The sequence below is a fragment of the Streptomyces avermitilis MA-4680 = NBRC 14893 genome (assembly GCF_000009765.2).
Taxonomy (GTDB): Bacteria; Actinomycetota; Actinomycetes; order Streptomycetales; family Streptomycetaceae; genus Streptomyces; species Streptomyces avermitilis.
The window spans coordinates 8,821,769-8,837,279 of the sequence record NC_003155.5 but is presented as its reverse complement, the minus strand read 5'-3'; the positions used below and the strand labels follow the sequence as shown (position 1 = coordinate 8,837,279).

The 15,511-nt window shown below is 70.4% G+C and carries 12 protein-coding genes and 1 pseudogene; 3 read left to right on the top strand and 10 right to left on the bottom strand.

Annotated elements, in window-relative coordinates; all coding sequences use genetic code 11:
* Window positions 1–40: 40 nt before the first annotated feature.
* From SAVERM_RS38025 to SAVERM_RS38015, 3 genes are read right to left on the bottom strand one after another with little or no spacing between them, the layout of a single operon-like run.
* Window positions 41–976 carry an ABC transporter substrate-binding protein gene (locus SAVERM_RS38025; protein ID WP_010988803.1) on the bottom strand — a complete coding sequence of 312 codons (936 nt, stop codon included), beginning with the start codon at window positions 974–976 and terminating at the stop codon, window positions 41–43.
* Window positions 973–1,644 carry an ABC transporter permease gene (locus SAVERM_RS38020; protein ID WP_010988802.1) on the bottom strand — a complete coding sequence of 224 codons (672 nt, stop codon included), beginning with the start codon at window positions 1,642–1,644 and terminating at the stop codon, window positions 973–975. Before SAVERM_RS38020 ends, SAVERM_RS38025 begins: the two co-directional genes overlap by 4 nt.
* Window positions 1,641–2,321, bottom strand: coding sequence for an ABC transporter permease (locus tag SAVERM_RS38015; protein ID WP_037650919.1), 681 nt, complete (start codon window positions 2,319–2,321; stop codon window positions 1,641–1,643). Before SAVERM_RS38015 ends, SAVERM_RS38020 begins: the two co-directional genes overlap by 4 nt.
* 161 nt (window positions 2,322–2,482) lie before the next feature.
* On the opposite strand from SAVERM_RS38015, the gene SAVERM_RS38010 reads away from it, so the two are divergent.
* Together SAVERM_RS38010 and SAVERM_RS38005 are read left to right on the top strand one after the other, a co-directional pair.
* Window positions 2,483–3,265, top strand: coding sequence for an ABC transporter ATP-binding protein (locus SAVERM_RS38010; RefSeq protein WP_037650921.1), 783 nt, complete (start codon window positions 2,483–2,485; stop codon window positions 3,263–3,265).
* Between the two features lie 3 nt (window positions 3,266–3,268).
* Entirely contained in the window at window positions 3,269–4,579 is a 1,311-nt protein-coding gene (locus tag SAVERM_RS38005; RefSeq protein WP_010988799.1) for an FtsX-like permease family protein, read from the top strand.
* Window positions 4,580–4,674: 95 nt separating this feature from the next.
* Here SAVERM_RS38005 and SAVERM_RS38000 read toward each other — a convergent pair whose 3' ends face one another.
* Together SAVERM_RS38000 and SAVERM_RS37995 are read right to left on the bottom strand one after the other, a co-directional pair.
* Window positions 4,675–5,721: an LLM class flavin-dependent oxidoreductase gene (locus SAVERM_RS38000; RefSeq protein WP_037650923.1), complete on the bottom strand. Its 1,047-nt coding sequence runs from the start codon at window positions 5,719–5,721 to the stop codon at window positions 4,675–4,677.
* Complete coding sequence (locus tag SAVERM_RS37995; protein ID WP_037650924.1) at window positions 5,721–6,248, bottom strand: SRPBCC family protein; 528 nt, start codon at window positions 6,246–6,248, stop codon at window positions 5,721–5,723. The genes SAVERM_RS38000 and SAVERM_RS37995 overlap by 1 nt, the downstream gene beginning before the upstream one ends.
* A gap of 236 nt (window positions 6,249–6,484) precedes the next feature.
* Between SAVERM_RS37995 and SAVERM_RS37990 the strand changes: the two genes are divergently transcribed.
* Window positions 6,485–6,853, top strand: coding sequence for an ANTAR domain-containing protein (locus SAVERM_RS37990; protein ID WP_042494044.1), 369 nt, complete (start codon window positions 6,485–6,487; stop codon window positions 6,851–6,853).
* Between the two features lie 188 nt (window positions 6,854–7,041).
* Here the strand turns inward: SAVERM_RS37990 and SAVERM_RS37985 are convergent, their stop codons facing one another.
* From SAVERM_RS37985 to SAVERM_RS37960, 5 genes and pseudogenes are all read right to left on the bottom strand, one after another.
* The gene (locus tag SAVERM_RS37985) at window positions 7,042–7,836 is read right to left on the bottom strand and encodes an RNA polymerase sigma factor SigF (protein ID WP_010988795.1); all 795 of its coding nucleotides are present in this window, start codon (window positions 7,834–7,836) and stop codon (window positions 7,042–7,044) included.
* Between the two features lie 305 nt (window positions 7,837–8,141).
* A pseudogene (glgB, locus tag SAVERM_RS37980) lies at window positions 8,142–10,342 on the bottom strand (1,4-alpha-glucan branching enzyme).
* Window positions 10,339–11,733 carry a maltokinase N-terminal cap-like domain-containing protein gene (locus SAVERM_RS37970; protein WP_010988792.1) on the bottom strand — a complete coding sequence of 465 codons (1,395 nt, stop codon included), beginning with the start codon at window positions 11,731–11,733 and terminating at the stop codon, window positions 10,339–10,341. The pseudogene glgB and the gene SAVERM_RS37970 overlap by 4 nt, the downstream one beginning before the upstream one ends.
* A gap of 28 nt (window positions 11,734–11,761) precedes the next feature.
* Window positions 11,762–13,513, bottom strand: a complete 1,752-nt coding sequence (treS, locus tag SAVERM_RS37965) for a maltose alpha-D-glucosyltransferase (protein ID WP_010988791.1) — start codon at window positions 13,511–13,513, stop codon at window positions 11,762–11,764.
* Window positions 13,510–15,507: an alpha-1,4-glucan--maltose-1-phosphate maltosyltransferase gene (locus tag SAVERM_RS37960; protein ID WP_010988790.1), complete on the bottom strand. Its 1,998-nt coding sequence runs from the start codon at window positions 15,505–15,507 to the stop codon at window positions 13,510–13,512. The genes treS and SAVERM_RS37960 overlap by 4 nt, the downstream gene beginning before the upstream one ends.
* Between the last annotated feature and the right edge of the window lie 4 nt (window positions 15,508–15,511).

Below are 15,511 nucleotides of genomic sequence, written 5' to 3'. Positions count from 1 at the left end.
CCTGTCGCCAAACTCCCGTCTGCCCCGCAGCACCGGCCCGTCACTTCAGCAGGCCCTTCTCCGTCAGGTAGGACCGGGCCACGTCCTTCGGCAGCCGCCGCCAGCTGTCCACCTGCTGGTTCATGGCGGCCAGGTCACCGGTCGTGAGCACGTCGTTGAGCCGGTCGAGCGCCCCGGTGACCCGCTCGCTGCCTGCCTGCGCACGGTTGACCACGGGCACGATGCTGTCGGCGTTCTGGAGATGCCGGTCGTCGGCGAGCAGGACGAGCCCGAACTCGTCCAGGGTCGCGTCCGTCGTGGTGGTCAGCACCATCTGGTCCTGCCCGCTCTGGACCGCCCGCTTCGCCTGCGTGGTGCCGACGCCCTTCGGGTCGACGGCGGTGATGTCGATGCCGTACGTCTTCTTCAACCCCGGTTCGCAGTACGGGCGTTGCACACACTCGTCGCCCGCCGCGAGCCGCACCTTCAGCCCGGACCCGCCGAGGTCGCTCAGTGTCTTGAGGTGATGCTGCCGGGCGTACGCCTTCGTCACCGCGAAGGCGTTCTGGTCGACCGCCCTGCCCGCGTCGAGAACGGTCAGCCCGCGGGGCGCGGCGAGCTTGCGCAGGGCGCTCATCGTGGCGTTCTGATCGGGTGAGCCCACGGCCGGGGCGTCGGTACCGTGGGTCTTGGCGTTGAGCCAGTCCGCGAAGGTGGCCGCGTACTCCGGGACGACATCGATCTGCCCCGATTCCAGTGCGGGTTCGTAGAGTTCACGGTTGGCGACGGTCAGCATCGAGGTCTTGTATCCGGCCCGCTCCAGCAGCAGCGCGTACATCTGGGCCAGCAGGTCGCTCTCGGTGAATCCGGCCGAGCCGATGGTGAGGTGTCTGCTGTCGCCGGGCGGCGCGGTGACCTCGTCGCGGTTCTCCAGGGACGGGCCGGTGGTGCACCCCGTGAGCAGGAGCAGGCCCGCCAGCGCCGGGCGCCACGTCACCGCGGGCCTCGCGCCCAGTACGGTGCCAGCCGCTCGGCGGCCTCGAAGACGCCCTCGACGATCAGCGCGAACACGGCGACGAGTACGGCTCCGGCCACCACCTGCGGCGTGCTCGCCAGATTGAATCCCGCGGTGATGATCCGGCCGAGCCCGCCGCCGCCCGCCAGCGCGGCGATGGTGGCGGTCGCGACGAGCTGTACGGCGGCGATCCGCACCCCGTTCATGACAAGGGGCAGGGAAAGGGGGAGTTCCACGCGGAACAGCATCTGTCGCCCGGTCATGCCCATGCCGCGGGCGGCCCGCACCACACTGCGGTCGACCTCCCGCATCCCGACGTACGCGTTGGTGAGCAGCGGCGGCACGGCGAACAGGACCAGGGCGACCACCGTCGGCCCCTCCCCCCACTTGCCGAGCGGTGTGAGGAGCAGCAGCACCAGCACGGCGAAGGTGGGCACCGCACGGCCGACGTTGGAGATGTTGACGGCGAGCGCACCGCCCTTGCCGAGGTGGCCGAGGACGAGGGCGACCGGCAGGGCGATCAGACAGCTGATGACCAGGCAGACGACGGTCAGGACGAGGTGCTGGACGAGCCGGTGCCAGATGCCGTCGGCGCCCGCCCAGTTCGCCGGGTCGGTGAGCCAGTCCCACGCGCCGGTCAGGGTGTTCATCCGCGCTGCGCTCTCGTCCAGGGCGTGATCAGCCACTGCACACCGAGCAGCAGCAGATCGGCCGCCACGGCGATGACCACGCACAGCACGGACGCGGTCAGCACCTGGGCCTTGAAGTACGTGTTCATGCCCGCGTAGATGAGGTTGCCGAGCCCGCCGAAGCCGACGATCGCGCCGACGGTCACCAGGGAGACGGCCGAGACCGTCGCGATCCGGAGCCCGGCCATGGCGGCGGGCAGGGCGAGGGGCAGCTCTACGGTCAGAAGGAGCCGGACGGGCCCGTACCCCATGCCGCGCGCGGCCTGCCGGGTCTCCTCGGGAACGGCGCGCAGACCGGCGAGGATGTTCCGTACGAGCAGGGTGAGCGAGTAGAGGACGAGCCCCGCGACGACCAGGGCGGCCGAGAGCCCGTACACGGGCAGGAGCAGCGAGAACATCGCGAGGGACGGGATCGTGTAGAGGATCGTGGTCACGGCGAGGACCGGCCCGGCGGCCCAGCCCCAGCGGCGCGCCAGCACGGCCAGCGGCAGGGCGATGACGAGGCCGACGAGCACCGAGACCGCGGTCAGCTGGAGGTGCTGCACCACCGCGTCGAGGAGGATCTGGCGGCGGCTGCTCAGGTACTCCCCGCAGATCCACTCGTTGCGCGCGAGGCAGTCGTCCGGGGGCGCGGTCACCCGTCCATTGCACCGGGCGGGCGCGGGGGTCGGCTCGTTCTGGTGACCCGTACGGGGTGTCGCTGGGTACACCCGGCAATACGGGTTCTGCGCCCCATGTGGCGGGGCCGCGCTCTCCGTAGCGTCTTGGGCAGGGCACAGGGCGTGCCGGACGGAGAGTGATGACGATGTTTCGCCGCAAGGACACGGGGTCCGCCCCGAGCGCGGAGGCGCTGCGCCTGGTCAAGGTCACCAGGACCTACGGCAGTGACGACAGTGCCGTGACCGCCCTCGACGGGGTGTCCCTCAGCCTGGCCCGCGGCACGTTCACCGCGGTGATGGGGCCGTCGGGTTCCGGGAAGTCGACGCTGTTGCAGTGCGCGGCCGGACTCGACCGTCCCGACAGCGGCATCGTGAGGGTGGACGGCACGGAGCTGACGGGCGGCAGCGAGGCCGCGCTGACGAGGTTCCGGCGCGGCCGGGTCGGCTTCGTCTTCCAGCAGTACAACCTGCTGCCGACGCTGACCGTGGCGCAGAACACGATCCTGCCGCTGAAGCTCGCCGGCCGGCGCGTCGACCGGCAGCGGGCGCGGGAGACGCTGACGGCCGTGGGGCTCGGCGACCGCCTCGGCCACCGGCCCGACCAGCTCTCCGGTGGCCAGCGTCAGCGGGTCGCGATCGCCCGTGCGCTCGTCACCGAACCCCGCGTGATCTTCGCGGACGAGCCGACGGGCGCGCTGGACACCCGCAGCGCGCGCGAGGTGCTGCGGCTGCTCCAGCAGGCGGTGCGGGTGCACGGCCGGACGGTCGTGATGGTGACGCACGACCCGGTGGCGGCCTCGTACGCCGACTCGGTCGTCTTCCTCGCGGACGGGCGCCTCGCGGGCGAACTGCACGGCCCGACGGTCGACGCGGTCGCCGAGCGTCTGGCGCACCTGGGCGACGACGTGACGGCGGGGGTGTGAGCCGTGTTCGCTCTGGCCGTGCGCTCCGTCCGGCAGCGCCCCGGGCGCTTCCTCGCCACGCTGCTGTCCGCGTTCCTCGGGGCGGCGATCATCATGACGTTCAACTCGATGTACGACACCGCCGGGCAGCGGGGCGTCGACCCGGTGAGCGCGGAGTCGCTGACCACCTCGGCGAGCGTCGTCGGCGGCTACGGCACCCTGCTGGTGTTCTTCGCCGTGGCCTCGACGCTGACGGTCAACGTCCGCCAACGCGGCGCCGAGATCGACCTGTTGCGCTGCTCGAGGGCGACTCCGGCGCAGATCAAACGGATGGTGGTGGGTGAGTCGGTGGTCGTGGCCCTGGTGGGTGCGGTGCTGGCGATCGGTCCGGCGATGCTCGGCGGGCGGGCGCTGCTGAGCGTCTTCCAGGACAGCGGACAGGTCGCCGGCTCCGTCGACCACTCCTTCGGCCCCGTCGCCCTGATGTCCGGTATCGACATCACGGTCCTCGCGGCCGCGGGCGCCGCGTTCCTGGCGGTGCGGCGGGCGACACGGCGGCGCGAACCCCGGGCCGGGGCACGGAAGTTCTTCGCCTACGCGGCCCTGGCGGCCGGCGGGGCGGCGGTCTGCTCCACCTTCGCCTTCTCGGCGAAGGACGCCGCCCTGATGGCGCCGCCCGCTTACGGGGCGATCCTGATCTCGGTGGGGCTCGCGCTGTTCTCGCCCCGGCTGCTGAAGGGCTTGCTCGACCGGCTTTCGCCGGCCGGCGCGAGCGGCTGGCTCGCCGTACGCACCCTGCGGGAGCGCACCGCCGAGGCGTCCGCCGTGCTGATGCCGCTGGTCCTCTTCACCGCCGTGGCGACGGCGACGCTCTGCATGCAGGCGGCCGAGAACGACGCGATCAAGGCCTCGGGCGTCCCGAAGTCGATCGACGCGAAGAACCTGGAGACCCTGAACCTCGTGGTCGTCGGCATCATCGTGGTCTTCGCCTGCGTCATGCTGATCAACTCCCTGTACGCGGCGACGACCTACCGCGGCCGGGAGTTCGGGCAGCAGCGGCTGGCGGGGGCGACCCCGGGACAGGTGCTGGGGACGGTCGGAGTCGAGAGCGTCATCCTGACGGTCACCGGCGTCCTCCTCGGATCCGTCGCCGGGCTGGCCGGGATCGTTCCCTTCACCGTCGTGCGCACGGATTCGCCGTGGCCGCACCAAGGCCTGGGGATCTGGCTCACGATCGCCTCGGTGGCCGCGGCGGTGACGCTGGGCACGAGCCTGGCCACCGCCCGGCGAACGCTGCGGACACCGGCGGTGGAGTCGGTGACGCTGGCCGCGTAGGAGCGCCACCGGACCGAGGGGCGGCCGCGTCGGCGGCTGCCCCTCGGTCCCTCACGCGTACGCCGCTCCCCGACCCCGCACCCGTACGCCGCTCCTCAGTCCGTCGCTCGTACGAGGTCCAGGGCGCGCCCGAGTGTGGTGAGCCGCGCGTCGAGGGTGTCGCCCGCCGGGTAGAGGCGAACGGTGTCGACGCCGGCGTTCCGCCAGACGCGCAGCCGCTCGCGCACCATGTCCTCGGTGCCGATCAGGGTGGTGGCGAGGACCATCTCGTCGGTGATCAGGGCGGCCGCCGCGGCACGGTCGCCGGCCTGCCAGCGCTCGCCGACCTCGGCCGCGATGGCGGCCCAGCCCTGGCGGCTGTAGGCCTGGTTGTAGAAGTTCGTGCCGGCCGAGCCCATGCCGCCCAGGCTGAAGGCGAGTTCCTTCTTCCGGCCCGCGATCATCACCCGCAGTGCTTCCTCGTCCGCGGCGAACGCGACTTCCGCGCCCTGGCAGATGTCGAGGTCCGCACGCGTGCGCCCCGCTGCCGCGAGCCCCTTGTCCAGATGGTCGAAGTACGCCTCCTTGGCACCCTCGGGCACGAAGCTGGTGCCCAGCCAGCCGTCCGCGATCCGGCCGGTCAGCTCCAGCATCTTCGGCGAGAGCGTGGCGAGGTACACGGGAATGTCGTGCTCGGCGCGCATGGACAGCCGCATGGGCCGGGCCTCCCCGCCCGGCAGCGGAAGGGTGAACTCCCGTCCGGCGTACGAGACCTTCTCCCCGGTCGCCGCGCACCGCAGGATCTCGACGGTCTCCCGCATCCGGGCGAGCGGACGCGCGAACGGCACGCCGTGCAGCCCCTCGATCACCTGCGGGCCGGACGGGCCGAGCCCGAGGAGGAAACGTCCCTCGGAGATGTTGGACAGCGTGATCGCCGCCCGGGCGATGGCCATGGGGGTGCGCGTGCCGAGCTGGATGATGCCGGAGCCGAGCAGCATGCGTTGGGTGCGTGCGGCGAGGTATCCCAGGGGCGAGGGCGCCTCGGAGCCCCATGCCTCGGCCACCCAGCAGATGTCGAGACCCAGCTTCTCCGCCTCGGTGACGTAGTCCACCGTCTCCCGCCAGGTGCCGCCGGACGCCTCGATCGTGGTCGACGTACGCATCACGCCTCCACCTCGTCCCGGCCGCCCTCGGCGAGCTTCTTGATCACATCGAGGGTGGCACCCATGTTGGTCTCGAACTCCCGCATCCGTACGAAGACGATCTTCTGCTCCTTGTCCGGCATCCGGTCGATGGCGTACGAGAGCCCGGAGCGGCCGGGGCCGAGTTGCATCCACTCCCGCAGCAGCGTGCCGCCGTCCCGCTCCTCCAGCTCGAACCGCCAGACCGAGGAGGGGAGTTCGGGGTCCTCCACCGCCCAGGCGAACACCCGTGGCGGCTCGTACCGTACGACGTGGGAGGTGGTCGCCCACTCCCCCAGTGCCTCGTGGCTGCTGCGGCCCACGAAGCGGGCGCCCAGGGCGGGCCCGCGGCGGCCGTCGAGCCATTCCACCGACTGAAGCTCGGGGCTGGTCCGCGGCATCAGCGCGATGTCCGAGACCAGTTCCCACACCCGCTGCGGCGGAGCATCGATCCAGACCGGCACTTCGACCGTCGGCCCGTCCGCATACCTCGCACCCGTCCACTCCACGACCAAGGACCTCCCCGCCATCGCATCACCCACGCCCATGTGGGCTTCGACCTCCAAAGTTGTGTAGATAGACTCACTTGTCAAGACCCACTCACAACCCAGTCAAGGCCACTCACGACTCGCTCAAGGCCCGTTCGAGGTCCGCTCAGGGCCCGGTTCGCCCACACCGGCCCCAACGGTGAGGATGGAAGGGACGCCAGACATCGCCGAACGGCGTGACGCCCGCGGAGGGGACGATGATTTCGAAGCCCCGTTCAGGTCCTGACGAGCCGCATGCCACCGCTGCCGAACCGGATCGCATCGTCGAGCTGGAGGAGGAGATCGGCCAGCTCAAGGAGGCCGTCACCTCCCATGCGGTGGTGGACCAGGCCATCGGTGTGCTGGTCGCCCTGGGCCGGGTGACACCCGACCAGGGCTGGGCCGTGCTCCGGGAGGTCTCGCAGCACACGAACATCAAGCTGCGGTGCGTCGCGGAGATGATCCTCATCTGGGGACACAGCGGGGACGACCTGCCGCCCGATGTCCGCGCCACCCTGGAGGACACCCTCGACCGCTGCGGGCCCACACAGTTGCCGGGGGCACCGCCGGTTCCGCCGGCTGATTGACGCCGTCGCCCCGCGCCGTTCGCGTCTCGCCGGGAAAGCGGAGTTTCGAATGGCCCACCGGGGCTACTCCGGGAACTGACGGCACGCTGGCAAACCGCCCCCGGGAGGGTTCGGCAGTGAGCTCGCCGCATACGGCCGCCCGGATCGACGGACTCGTCCGGGCGGCCGCATGCGTTCCGGCTCCTTCGCTAGGCGACATCGGCCAGCGTCTCCTCGCGCATCCTGGCGCAGCAGCCGCTGATCAGGCGCGAGACGTGCATCTGCGAGATGCCGAGCTGCTCCGCGATGCTGCTCTGGGTCATGCCGCGGAAGTAGCGCAGGTAGAGGATGGTGCGTTCGCGTTCGGGCAGCGCTCGCAGGGAAGGCTTGACGGCCTCACGGTCGACGACGAGGTCGTAGCCGGAGTCGGGGCCGCCCAAGGCGTCCGACAGCGCGTAGCCGTCGTCGCTTCCGGGCAGCTCAGCGTCCAGCGACAGGGCGGTGAAGGTGTCCATGGCCTCCAGGCCGATCTGTACGTCGTCCTCGCTCAGCTGTGCGTGCTCGGCGATCTCCGTGACGGTGGGCTCGTGCCCCGGCACGGTCTGGGACAGCTCCTTCGCCGCCACCCGCACCCGGTTGCGCAGGTCCTGGACACGCCGCGGTACATGCAGGACCCACATGTGGTCCCGGAAGTGCCGCTTGATCTCGCCCGTGATGGTGGGGACGGCATAGCTCTCGAACGCGTTCCCCCGTGCCGGGTCGTAGCGGTCGACTGCCTTGACCAGACCGACTGCCGCGACCTGGCAGAGGTCCTCGGTGGACTCGCCCCGCCCCCGGTAGCGCCACGCGATGCGCTCCGCCATGGGAAGCCAGGCGCGGACGATCTCGTCGCGCAGCGCCTGCCGCTCGCGCCCGTCCGGCAATCCGAACAGCCGCTCGAAGTCCGCGGCCGTGTCGGGGGCGTCGTCATGCGGGTGCTGCTTCGTTCCAGTCGTGGTGCGCATGGGTGCTTGCAACTCCCTCAAGCGGTGCTGAGTGGACAGTCGCCATGGGAGGGCGCGCACGCAACTCTCGGGACACACCCGGGGGCCTGACGGGCAGCTCCCATCGGACGTGCCTCCTGTCCGAAGCACTAGGGAGGAAATTCCCCCCTGGTTCGCCGTCAAAACAATTGCTTTGGTGATGTGACACCGCGCATTCGGCCGAATCGGAATCGTAACGGCGACGGCGGCCCTGGGAAATTCCCGCAGTTTCCCAGGGACCGAATTTCCCGCGGGCCCATTTTCTCCGAAGGGGAACTGGGAACGGCTCAGGCCGGCCGGAGCCAGACGGTGGCGAGCGGCGGCAGGGTCAGCCGGATCTCGCCGGACTCGGGCTTGACGGGGTCGGGACAGATGAGGTCGCTGCCGCCGTAGCGGGCGGCGTCGGTGTTGAGGGCTTCCTGCCAGGCGGGGATGTCGTCGGGGACGCCGAGACGGTAGTCGTGGCGGACGACCGGGGAGAAGTTGCTGACGGCGAGGAGCGGGGTGCCGTCGGCGGCGTGGCGCAGGAAGGCGAAGACGTTGTCCTCGGCTGCGTCACCGACGACCCAGGCGAAGCCGGAGGGGTCGGTGTCGCGCTCCCACAGGGCCGGCTCGGCGCGGTAGAGCGTGTTCAGATCGCGTACGAGGTCCCGCATGCCCCGGTGGTCGCCCGCCGAGTGGTACTCGTCGTCCAGCAGCCACCACTCCGGCCCGTGCTCCGGCGACCACTCCGCGCCCTGGGCGAACTCCTGCCCCATGAAGAGGAGTTGCTTGCCCGGATGGGCCCACATGAAGCCCAGGTAGGCACGGTGGTTGGCACGCCTCTGCCACCAGTCGCCCGGCATCTTCGACACCAGCGCCTGCTTGCCGTGCACGACTTCGTCGTGGGAGATGGGCAGGACGTAGTTCTCGCTGTAGGCGTACACCATGGAGAAGGTCATCTCGTGGTGGTGGTACTTGCGGTGCACGGGCTCGTGCTGCACATAGCCGAGGGAGTCGTGCATCCAGCCCATGTTCCACTTCAGGCCGAAGCCGAGGCCGTTGTCATGTGTGGCGCGGGTGACGCCGTCCCAGGCGGTGGACTCCTCGGCGATCGTGATCACCCCGGGCACCCGCCGGTAGAGGGTGGCGTTCATCTCCTGGAGGAAGGCGACCGCGTCCGGGTTGTCCCGGCCGCCGAACTCGTTCGGGCTCCACTGCCCTTCCTCGCGGGAGTAGTCCAGGTAGAGCATCGAGGCGACGGCGTCCACGCGCAGCCCGTCGATATGGAATTCCTCGCACCAGTACACGGCGTTGGCGACGAGGAAATTGCGTACCTCTTTGCGCCCGTAGTCGAATTCGAGGGTTCCCCAGTCGGGATGCGCGGCGCGCTGCGGGTCTTCGGGTTCGTAGAGGGGGCGTCCGTCGAATTCGGCCAGGGCCCAGTCGTCGCGGGGGAAATGGGCGGGCACCCAGTCCATCAGGACGCCGACGCCGGCCCGGTGCAGGGCGTCGACGAGGTATTTGAAGTCGTCGGGGGTGCCCAGGCGGGCGGTGGGGGCGTAGAAGCCGGTGACCTGGTAACCCCAGGAGCCGCCGAAGGGGTGCTCCGCGACGGGCAGCAGCTCGACATGGGTGAAGCCCAGGTCGGCGACGTAGGCGGGGAGCTGTTCGGCGAGCTGGCGGTACGTCAGTCCGGGTCGCCAGGACGGCAGGTGGACCTCGTACACGGAGAACGGCGACTCGTGCACGGGACGCTCGCCGCGCGCGGCCATCCACGCCCCGTCCGCCCACGCGTACGACGACTCCGTCACGATCGAGGCGGTCGCCGGGGGCACTTCGGCACGGCGGGCCATCGGGTCCGCGCGCACGGTGTGTGTGCCGTCGGGGCGGGTGATCTCGAATTTGTACAGTTCGCCTTCGCCGATGCCGGGCACGAACAGCTCCCACACACCGGAGGAGCCGAGCGAGCGCATGGGAAACGCGGCCCCGTCCCAGCGGCAGAAGTTCCCGCAGACCCTGACGCCGCGCGCGTTCGGCGCCCAGACGGTGAAGCGGGTACCCAGGACCCCCGCGTGGGTCATCACCCGGGCGCCGAGCGCCGTCCACAGCTCCTCGTGCCGGCCCTCGTTGATGAGGTGCAGGTCCAGCTCGCCGAGCGCGGGCAGGAAGCGGTAGGCGTCTCGGTCTCGTGGACCGTGCCCTCGTAGGCCACGTGCAGCCGGTAGTCCGGTACGGCGCGCAGCGGCAGCAGGCCGGTGAAGAAGCCGGCGCCGTCGTCGTGCAGCTCGGTGCGCAGGTCGTCGGTGACGACGGTGACGGACAGCGCGTACGGGCGCAGCACCCGGAAGGCGACCCCGCCGGGCACGGGATGCGCGCCGAGCACGGAGTGCGGGTCGTGATGCGTCCCGGACAGGAGCCGGTCGCGGTCACCCGGTGCCACCGGGGCCGGCCGAGCGCCGGACGGCGGGGCCGGGGTGGAGATGGGGGGAACAGCATGTGCGTTCACTGCGGCCTCCTTGCGCCCAGCGGCTGCCGGTCGGCAAGCCGTGCGATCGCCGCCATGGGTACCGGCAGCCACTCGGGTCGGTGCCGGGCCTCGTACAGGACCTCGTACACCGCCCGGTCCGTCTCGTATGCGCGGAGCAGTTCGGGCTCCTCGCGCGGATCCCAGCCCGCCTCGTCCGCATAGCCCCCGCAGTAGGCGTCCCGGCAACGCCGGGCCCAGTCCGGCCGCCACGGGTGACGCGCGTGCGCGGCGTAGTCGAAGGACCGCAGCATGCCCGCGACGTCACGCACGGGCGACTGGGCACGACGGCGTTCGGGGAGCGGGCGGGCCGGCTCGCCCTCGAAGTCGATGAGGTGCCAGCGTCGGCCGGTGCGCAGCACCTGGCCGAGATGCAGGTCGCCGTGGATCCGCTGGGCGGGACGGGGTGTGTCGACGGCGGCGAGCGCGTCGAAGGCCGAGCGCAGGGCGGGGGCGTGCGGCAGGAGTTCCGGTACGGACCGGGCCACGGCCTCCAGGCGCCGTGTCATCCCGGCCGCGAGCCGTCCGTTGTGGTGCCGCTGCTGGAACTCGAGCGGGAAGGCCGCGGCCAGCGCCAGATGCACCTCGGCGGTGGCCCGCCCCAGCTCGTGCGCCTCGTCGATGAAGTCCCGGCCCGAGTCCAGAGCCTGGAGCGCCCGTGTCCAGCCGTCGGCGGCATCGGGCAGGAACGGCTGGAGCACGCCGAGGGTCGCCCCCCATGGAAGGGAGGTACGGATCCACGCCACCGGCGCGGGTACGCGGTCACAGCCCTGTCGGGCCAGGGCCCAGGGCACCTCGAGGTCGGGGTTGATGCCGGGCTGGACGCGGCGGAACACCTTCAGGATGTACCGGTCCCCGTACACCAGCGAGGAGTTGGACTGCTCGGCGTCGAGAAGGCGCGGCTCGAGACCGGCGGGCAGCGTCACCCCGAGGTCCCGCTCGAAACGCAGGGGTCCTACGACGCCCGGGGTGCGCAGCCGCTCCAGGAGCAGCGCCGTCGACCTCCGGTCCTGAAGGGCGTCGTAGACCATCAGGCCGGCCAGCGGGCCCTCGTCGGCCCGGCCGATGACGGCACGGGCCGGCTGGGCCGGGACCGTCTCCCCCACACCTAGGAAGAGTTGGTAGCAGTCGTGGACGGAATGCTCGTCGGAACCGCTGCCGGCGGCCTGCTCGGCGTGTCCGGCCTGGAGCAGGAGGTGCAGACAGCCCGGGTGCAGTTCGGTCACCGACAGCAGGGCGAGATCCATGACCGGCCGGCCCTTGCCCGCGAACCAGCGTTGCGTCGGCAGCCACTCCCGCAGCAGACCGGCCAGCGAGGTCAGCAGCGGCCCGGGGCTGAGGCGGCTCGGGCGGAGCGGTGCGGTCTTCGGCATGGCGTCGCGTTCCTTTCCGGGCCATGGATCAAGAGCTCACGAACAAGCTCACCTTGGTGACCTGGGTGACGTCCTTGCGGAGCCGGAACCAGTAGAAGCCGTGGCCTGCCAGGGTCAGCAGATACGGGAGTTCCCCGATGGCCGGGAAGCGGACACCGCCGATCAGCTCGACCGGATGACGGCCGCTGAACGCCCGCAGATCCAGCTCCGTGGGCTGCGCGAACCGGGAGAAGTTGTGCACGCACAGCACCAGGTCGTCCCCGTTCCCCCCGGTCGAGGGGGCCTCCCGCAGGAACGCGAGGACGGCCGGGTTCGAGGACTGGAGTTCGGTGTACGAGCCGAGGCCGAACGCCGGGTTCTGCTTACGGATCTCGATCATCCGCCGGGTCCAGTGCAGCAGCGAGGACGGCGACGACATCGACGCCTCCACGTTCGTGACCTGGTACCCGTAGACCGGATCCATGATCGTGGGCAGATACAGACGCCCCGGGTCGCAGGACGAGAAACCCGCGTTGCGGTCCGGCGTCCACTGCATCGGCGTGCGCACCGCGTCCCGGTCACCGAGCCAGATGTTGTCCCCCATCCCGATCTCGTCGCCGTAGTAGAGGATCGGCGAGCCGGGCAGCGACAGCAGCAGCGCGGTGAACAGCTCGATCTGGTTGCGGTCGTTGTCCAGCAGCGGCGCCAGACGCCGGCGGATGCCGATGTTGGCCCGCATCCGCGGATCCTTGGCGTACTCCGCCCACATGTAGTCGCGTTCCTCGTCGGTGACCATCTCCAGGGTCAGCTCGTCGTGGTTGCGCAGGAAGATGCCCCACTGGCAGCTCGACGGGATCGCCGGCGTCTTCGCCAGGATCTCCGACACCGGATACCGCGACTCACGCCGCACCGCCATGAAGATCCGCGGCATGACCGGGAAATGGAACGCCATGTGGCACTCGTCGCCGCCCGAGGGGAAGTCGCCGAAGTAGTCGACCACGTCCTCCGGCCACTGGTTCGCCTCCGCGAGCAGCACCGTGTCCGGATAGTGCGTGTCGATCTCCTTGCGCACCCGCTTCAGGAACTCGTGCGTCGCCGGCAGGTTCTCGCAGTTCGTCCCCTCTTCGTTGTACAGGTAGGGGACGGCGTCCAGCCTGAAGCCGTCGATGCCCAGATCGAGCCAGAACCGCAGCGCCGCCAGGATCTCCTCCTGGACGGCGGCACTCTCGTAGTTGAGGTCGGGCTGGTGGGAGAAGAAGCGGTGCCAGTAGTACTGCTTGCGGACCGGGTCGTACGTCCAGTTGGAGGCCTCGGTGTCGACGAAGATGATCCGGGCGTCCTGGTACTGCTTGTCGTCGTCGGCCCACACGTAGTAGTCGCCGTAGGGGCCGTCGGGGTTGCTGCGGGACTCCTGGAACCACGGATGCAGGTCACTGGTGTGGTTCATCACGAAGTCGATGATCACGCGCATGCCGCGCTGGTGGGCCGCGTCCACGAACTCGACGAAGTCGGCCAGGTCACCGAACTCGGGCAGCACCGCGGTGTAGTCGGAGACGTCGTAGCCGCCGTCGCGCAGGGGGGACTTGAAGAACGGCGGCAGCCACAGGCAGTCCACGCCCAGCCACTGCAGATAGTCCAGCTTGGCGGTCAGGCCCTTCAGGTCGCCGACACCGTCGCCGTTGCTGTCCTGGAAGGAGCGGACCAGGACCTCGTAGAAGACGGCGCGTTTGAACCACTCCGGATCGCGGTCCTTGGCGGGCGTGTCCTCGAAGGTGTCCGGGACGGGCTCGTTGACGATCATCGTGTGGGTGACCCTCCGATCTGCGGTGAGGACGGTCGCAGGACGGTGAGAACGTGCGCGGGCCGGTGCCCCGGCTCCAGACGCACATAGTTGGCCCTGCCCCAGTGGTAGCTCTCCCCGGTGAGCTCGTCGCGCACCGGCACGAACGCGGCCCAGTCCAGACCGAGTTGCGGCATGTCCAACGAGACCGTCGCCTCCTGGGTGTGGTGCGGATCCAGGTTCGCCACCACCACGACCGTGTCCCGGCCCGAGCGCTTGCTGTACGCGATCACAGCGTCGTTGTCGGCATGGTGGAAGTGGACATTCCTGAGCCGGCGCAGGGCACTGTGCTCCCGCCTGATCCGGTTGAGCGAGGTGATCAGGGGTGCGATGCTGCGTCCCTCGCGCTCGGCCGCCGCCCAGTCCCGCGGGCGGAGCTGGTACTTCTCCGAGTCGAGGTACTCCTCGCTCCCGGCGCGCACCGGGGTGTTCTCGCACAGCTCGTAGCCGGAGTACACCCCCCACGACGGCGACAGCGTCGCCGCCAGCACCGCCCGCACCTCGAAGGCCGGCCGCCCGCCACGCTGGAGGAACTCATGCAGGATGTCCGGGGTGTTGACGAAGAAGTTCGGCCGCATAACGGCCGCCGCCTCCCCCGACAGCTCGGTCAGGTACTCCGTCAGCTCCCGCTTGCTGTTGCGCCAGGTGAAGTACGTGTACGACTGCTGGAAACCGACCGCCGCCAGCGCCCGCATCATCGCCGGCCGCGTGAACGCCTCCGCCAGGAAGATCACATCCGGATCCGTCCGGCCGACCTCCCCGATCACCCGCTCCCAGAACACCACCGGCTTCGTATGCGGATTGTCCACCCGGAAGATCCGCACCCCATGACCCATCCAGAACCGCAGAACCCGCACCGTCTCCGCGATCAGCCCCGGCATGTCCCGGTCGAACGCGATCGGATAGATGTCCTGGTACTTCTTCGGCGGGTTCTCCGCGTACGCGATCGTCCCGTCCGGACGGTGATGGAACCACTCCGGATGCTTCTCCACCCACGGATGGTCGGGAGAGCACTGAAGCGCGAAGTCGAGGGCGATCTCCAGGCCCAGGGCCGCCGCACGACGTACGAAGGCGTCGAAGTCCTCGATCGTGCCCAGCTCTGGGTGCACGGCGTCGTGACCGCCCTCCGGTGAGCCGATCGCCCATGGCGACCCGACATCCCGGCGGCTCGCCGACAGGGTGTTGTTGGGGCCCTTGCGGAACGCCGTTCCGATGGGGTGGATCGGCGGGAGGTAGACGACGTCGAAGCCCATCCCGGCGATCGCGGGCAGCCGCTCCGCCGCCGTGGCGAAGGTGCCGTGCACCGGGTCCACGCGGCCGCTCTCCGAACGCGGGAAGAACTCGTACCAGGAACCGAACAGCGCCCGCTCCCGCTCCACCAGCAGCGGCAACGGCTCCGACGACGTGAGCAGTTCACGCAGCGGATGCCGCGCGAGGACCGTGTCCGCCTCGACAGTGAGCGCCGCGGCGAGCCGGGACGTGGCGGGGCGCTCGGTGTCGCGCAGGGCGTCGGCGGCGGCCAGCAGGATCTTCCGCCCCTTCCCCTCCGGCACGCCGTACGCCGCGCGCTCGAACAGGTCGGCGCCCTCCGCGAGGACGAGTTCGGTGTCGATCCCGGCCGGGATCTTGATCCCGGCGTGATGGCGCCAGGTGGTGACCGGATCGCTCCAGGCCTCGACCAGGTACGTCCAGTTGCCGACCGTCCATGGCGTGACGTCGGCGCCCCAGCGGTCGGCCCCGGGGTCCAGTTCACGCATGGGCGTCCAGGGGCCGCTGCGGCCCTGCGGATCCGTGAGGACGACATTGGCGGCGACCGCGTCATGACCTTCGCGGAAGACCGTGGCGGTGACCTGGAACGTCTCCCCTTCCACGGCCTTCGCGGGACGTCTGCCGCCCTCGACGAGGGGGTGGACGTCCAGGATCGGTATGCGGCCGATGACGGGATTCCGGTTCATGGGT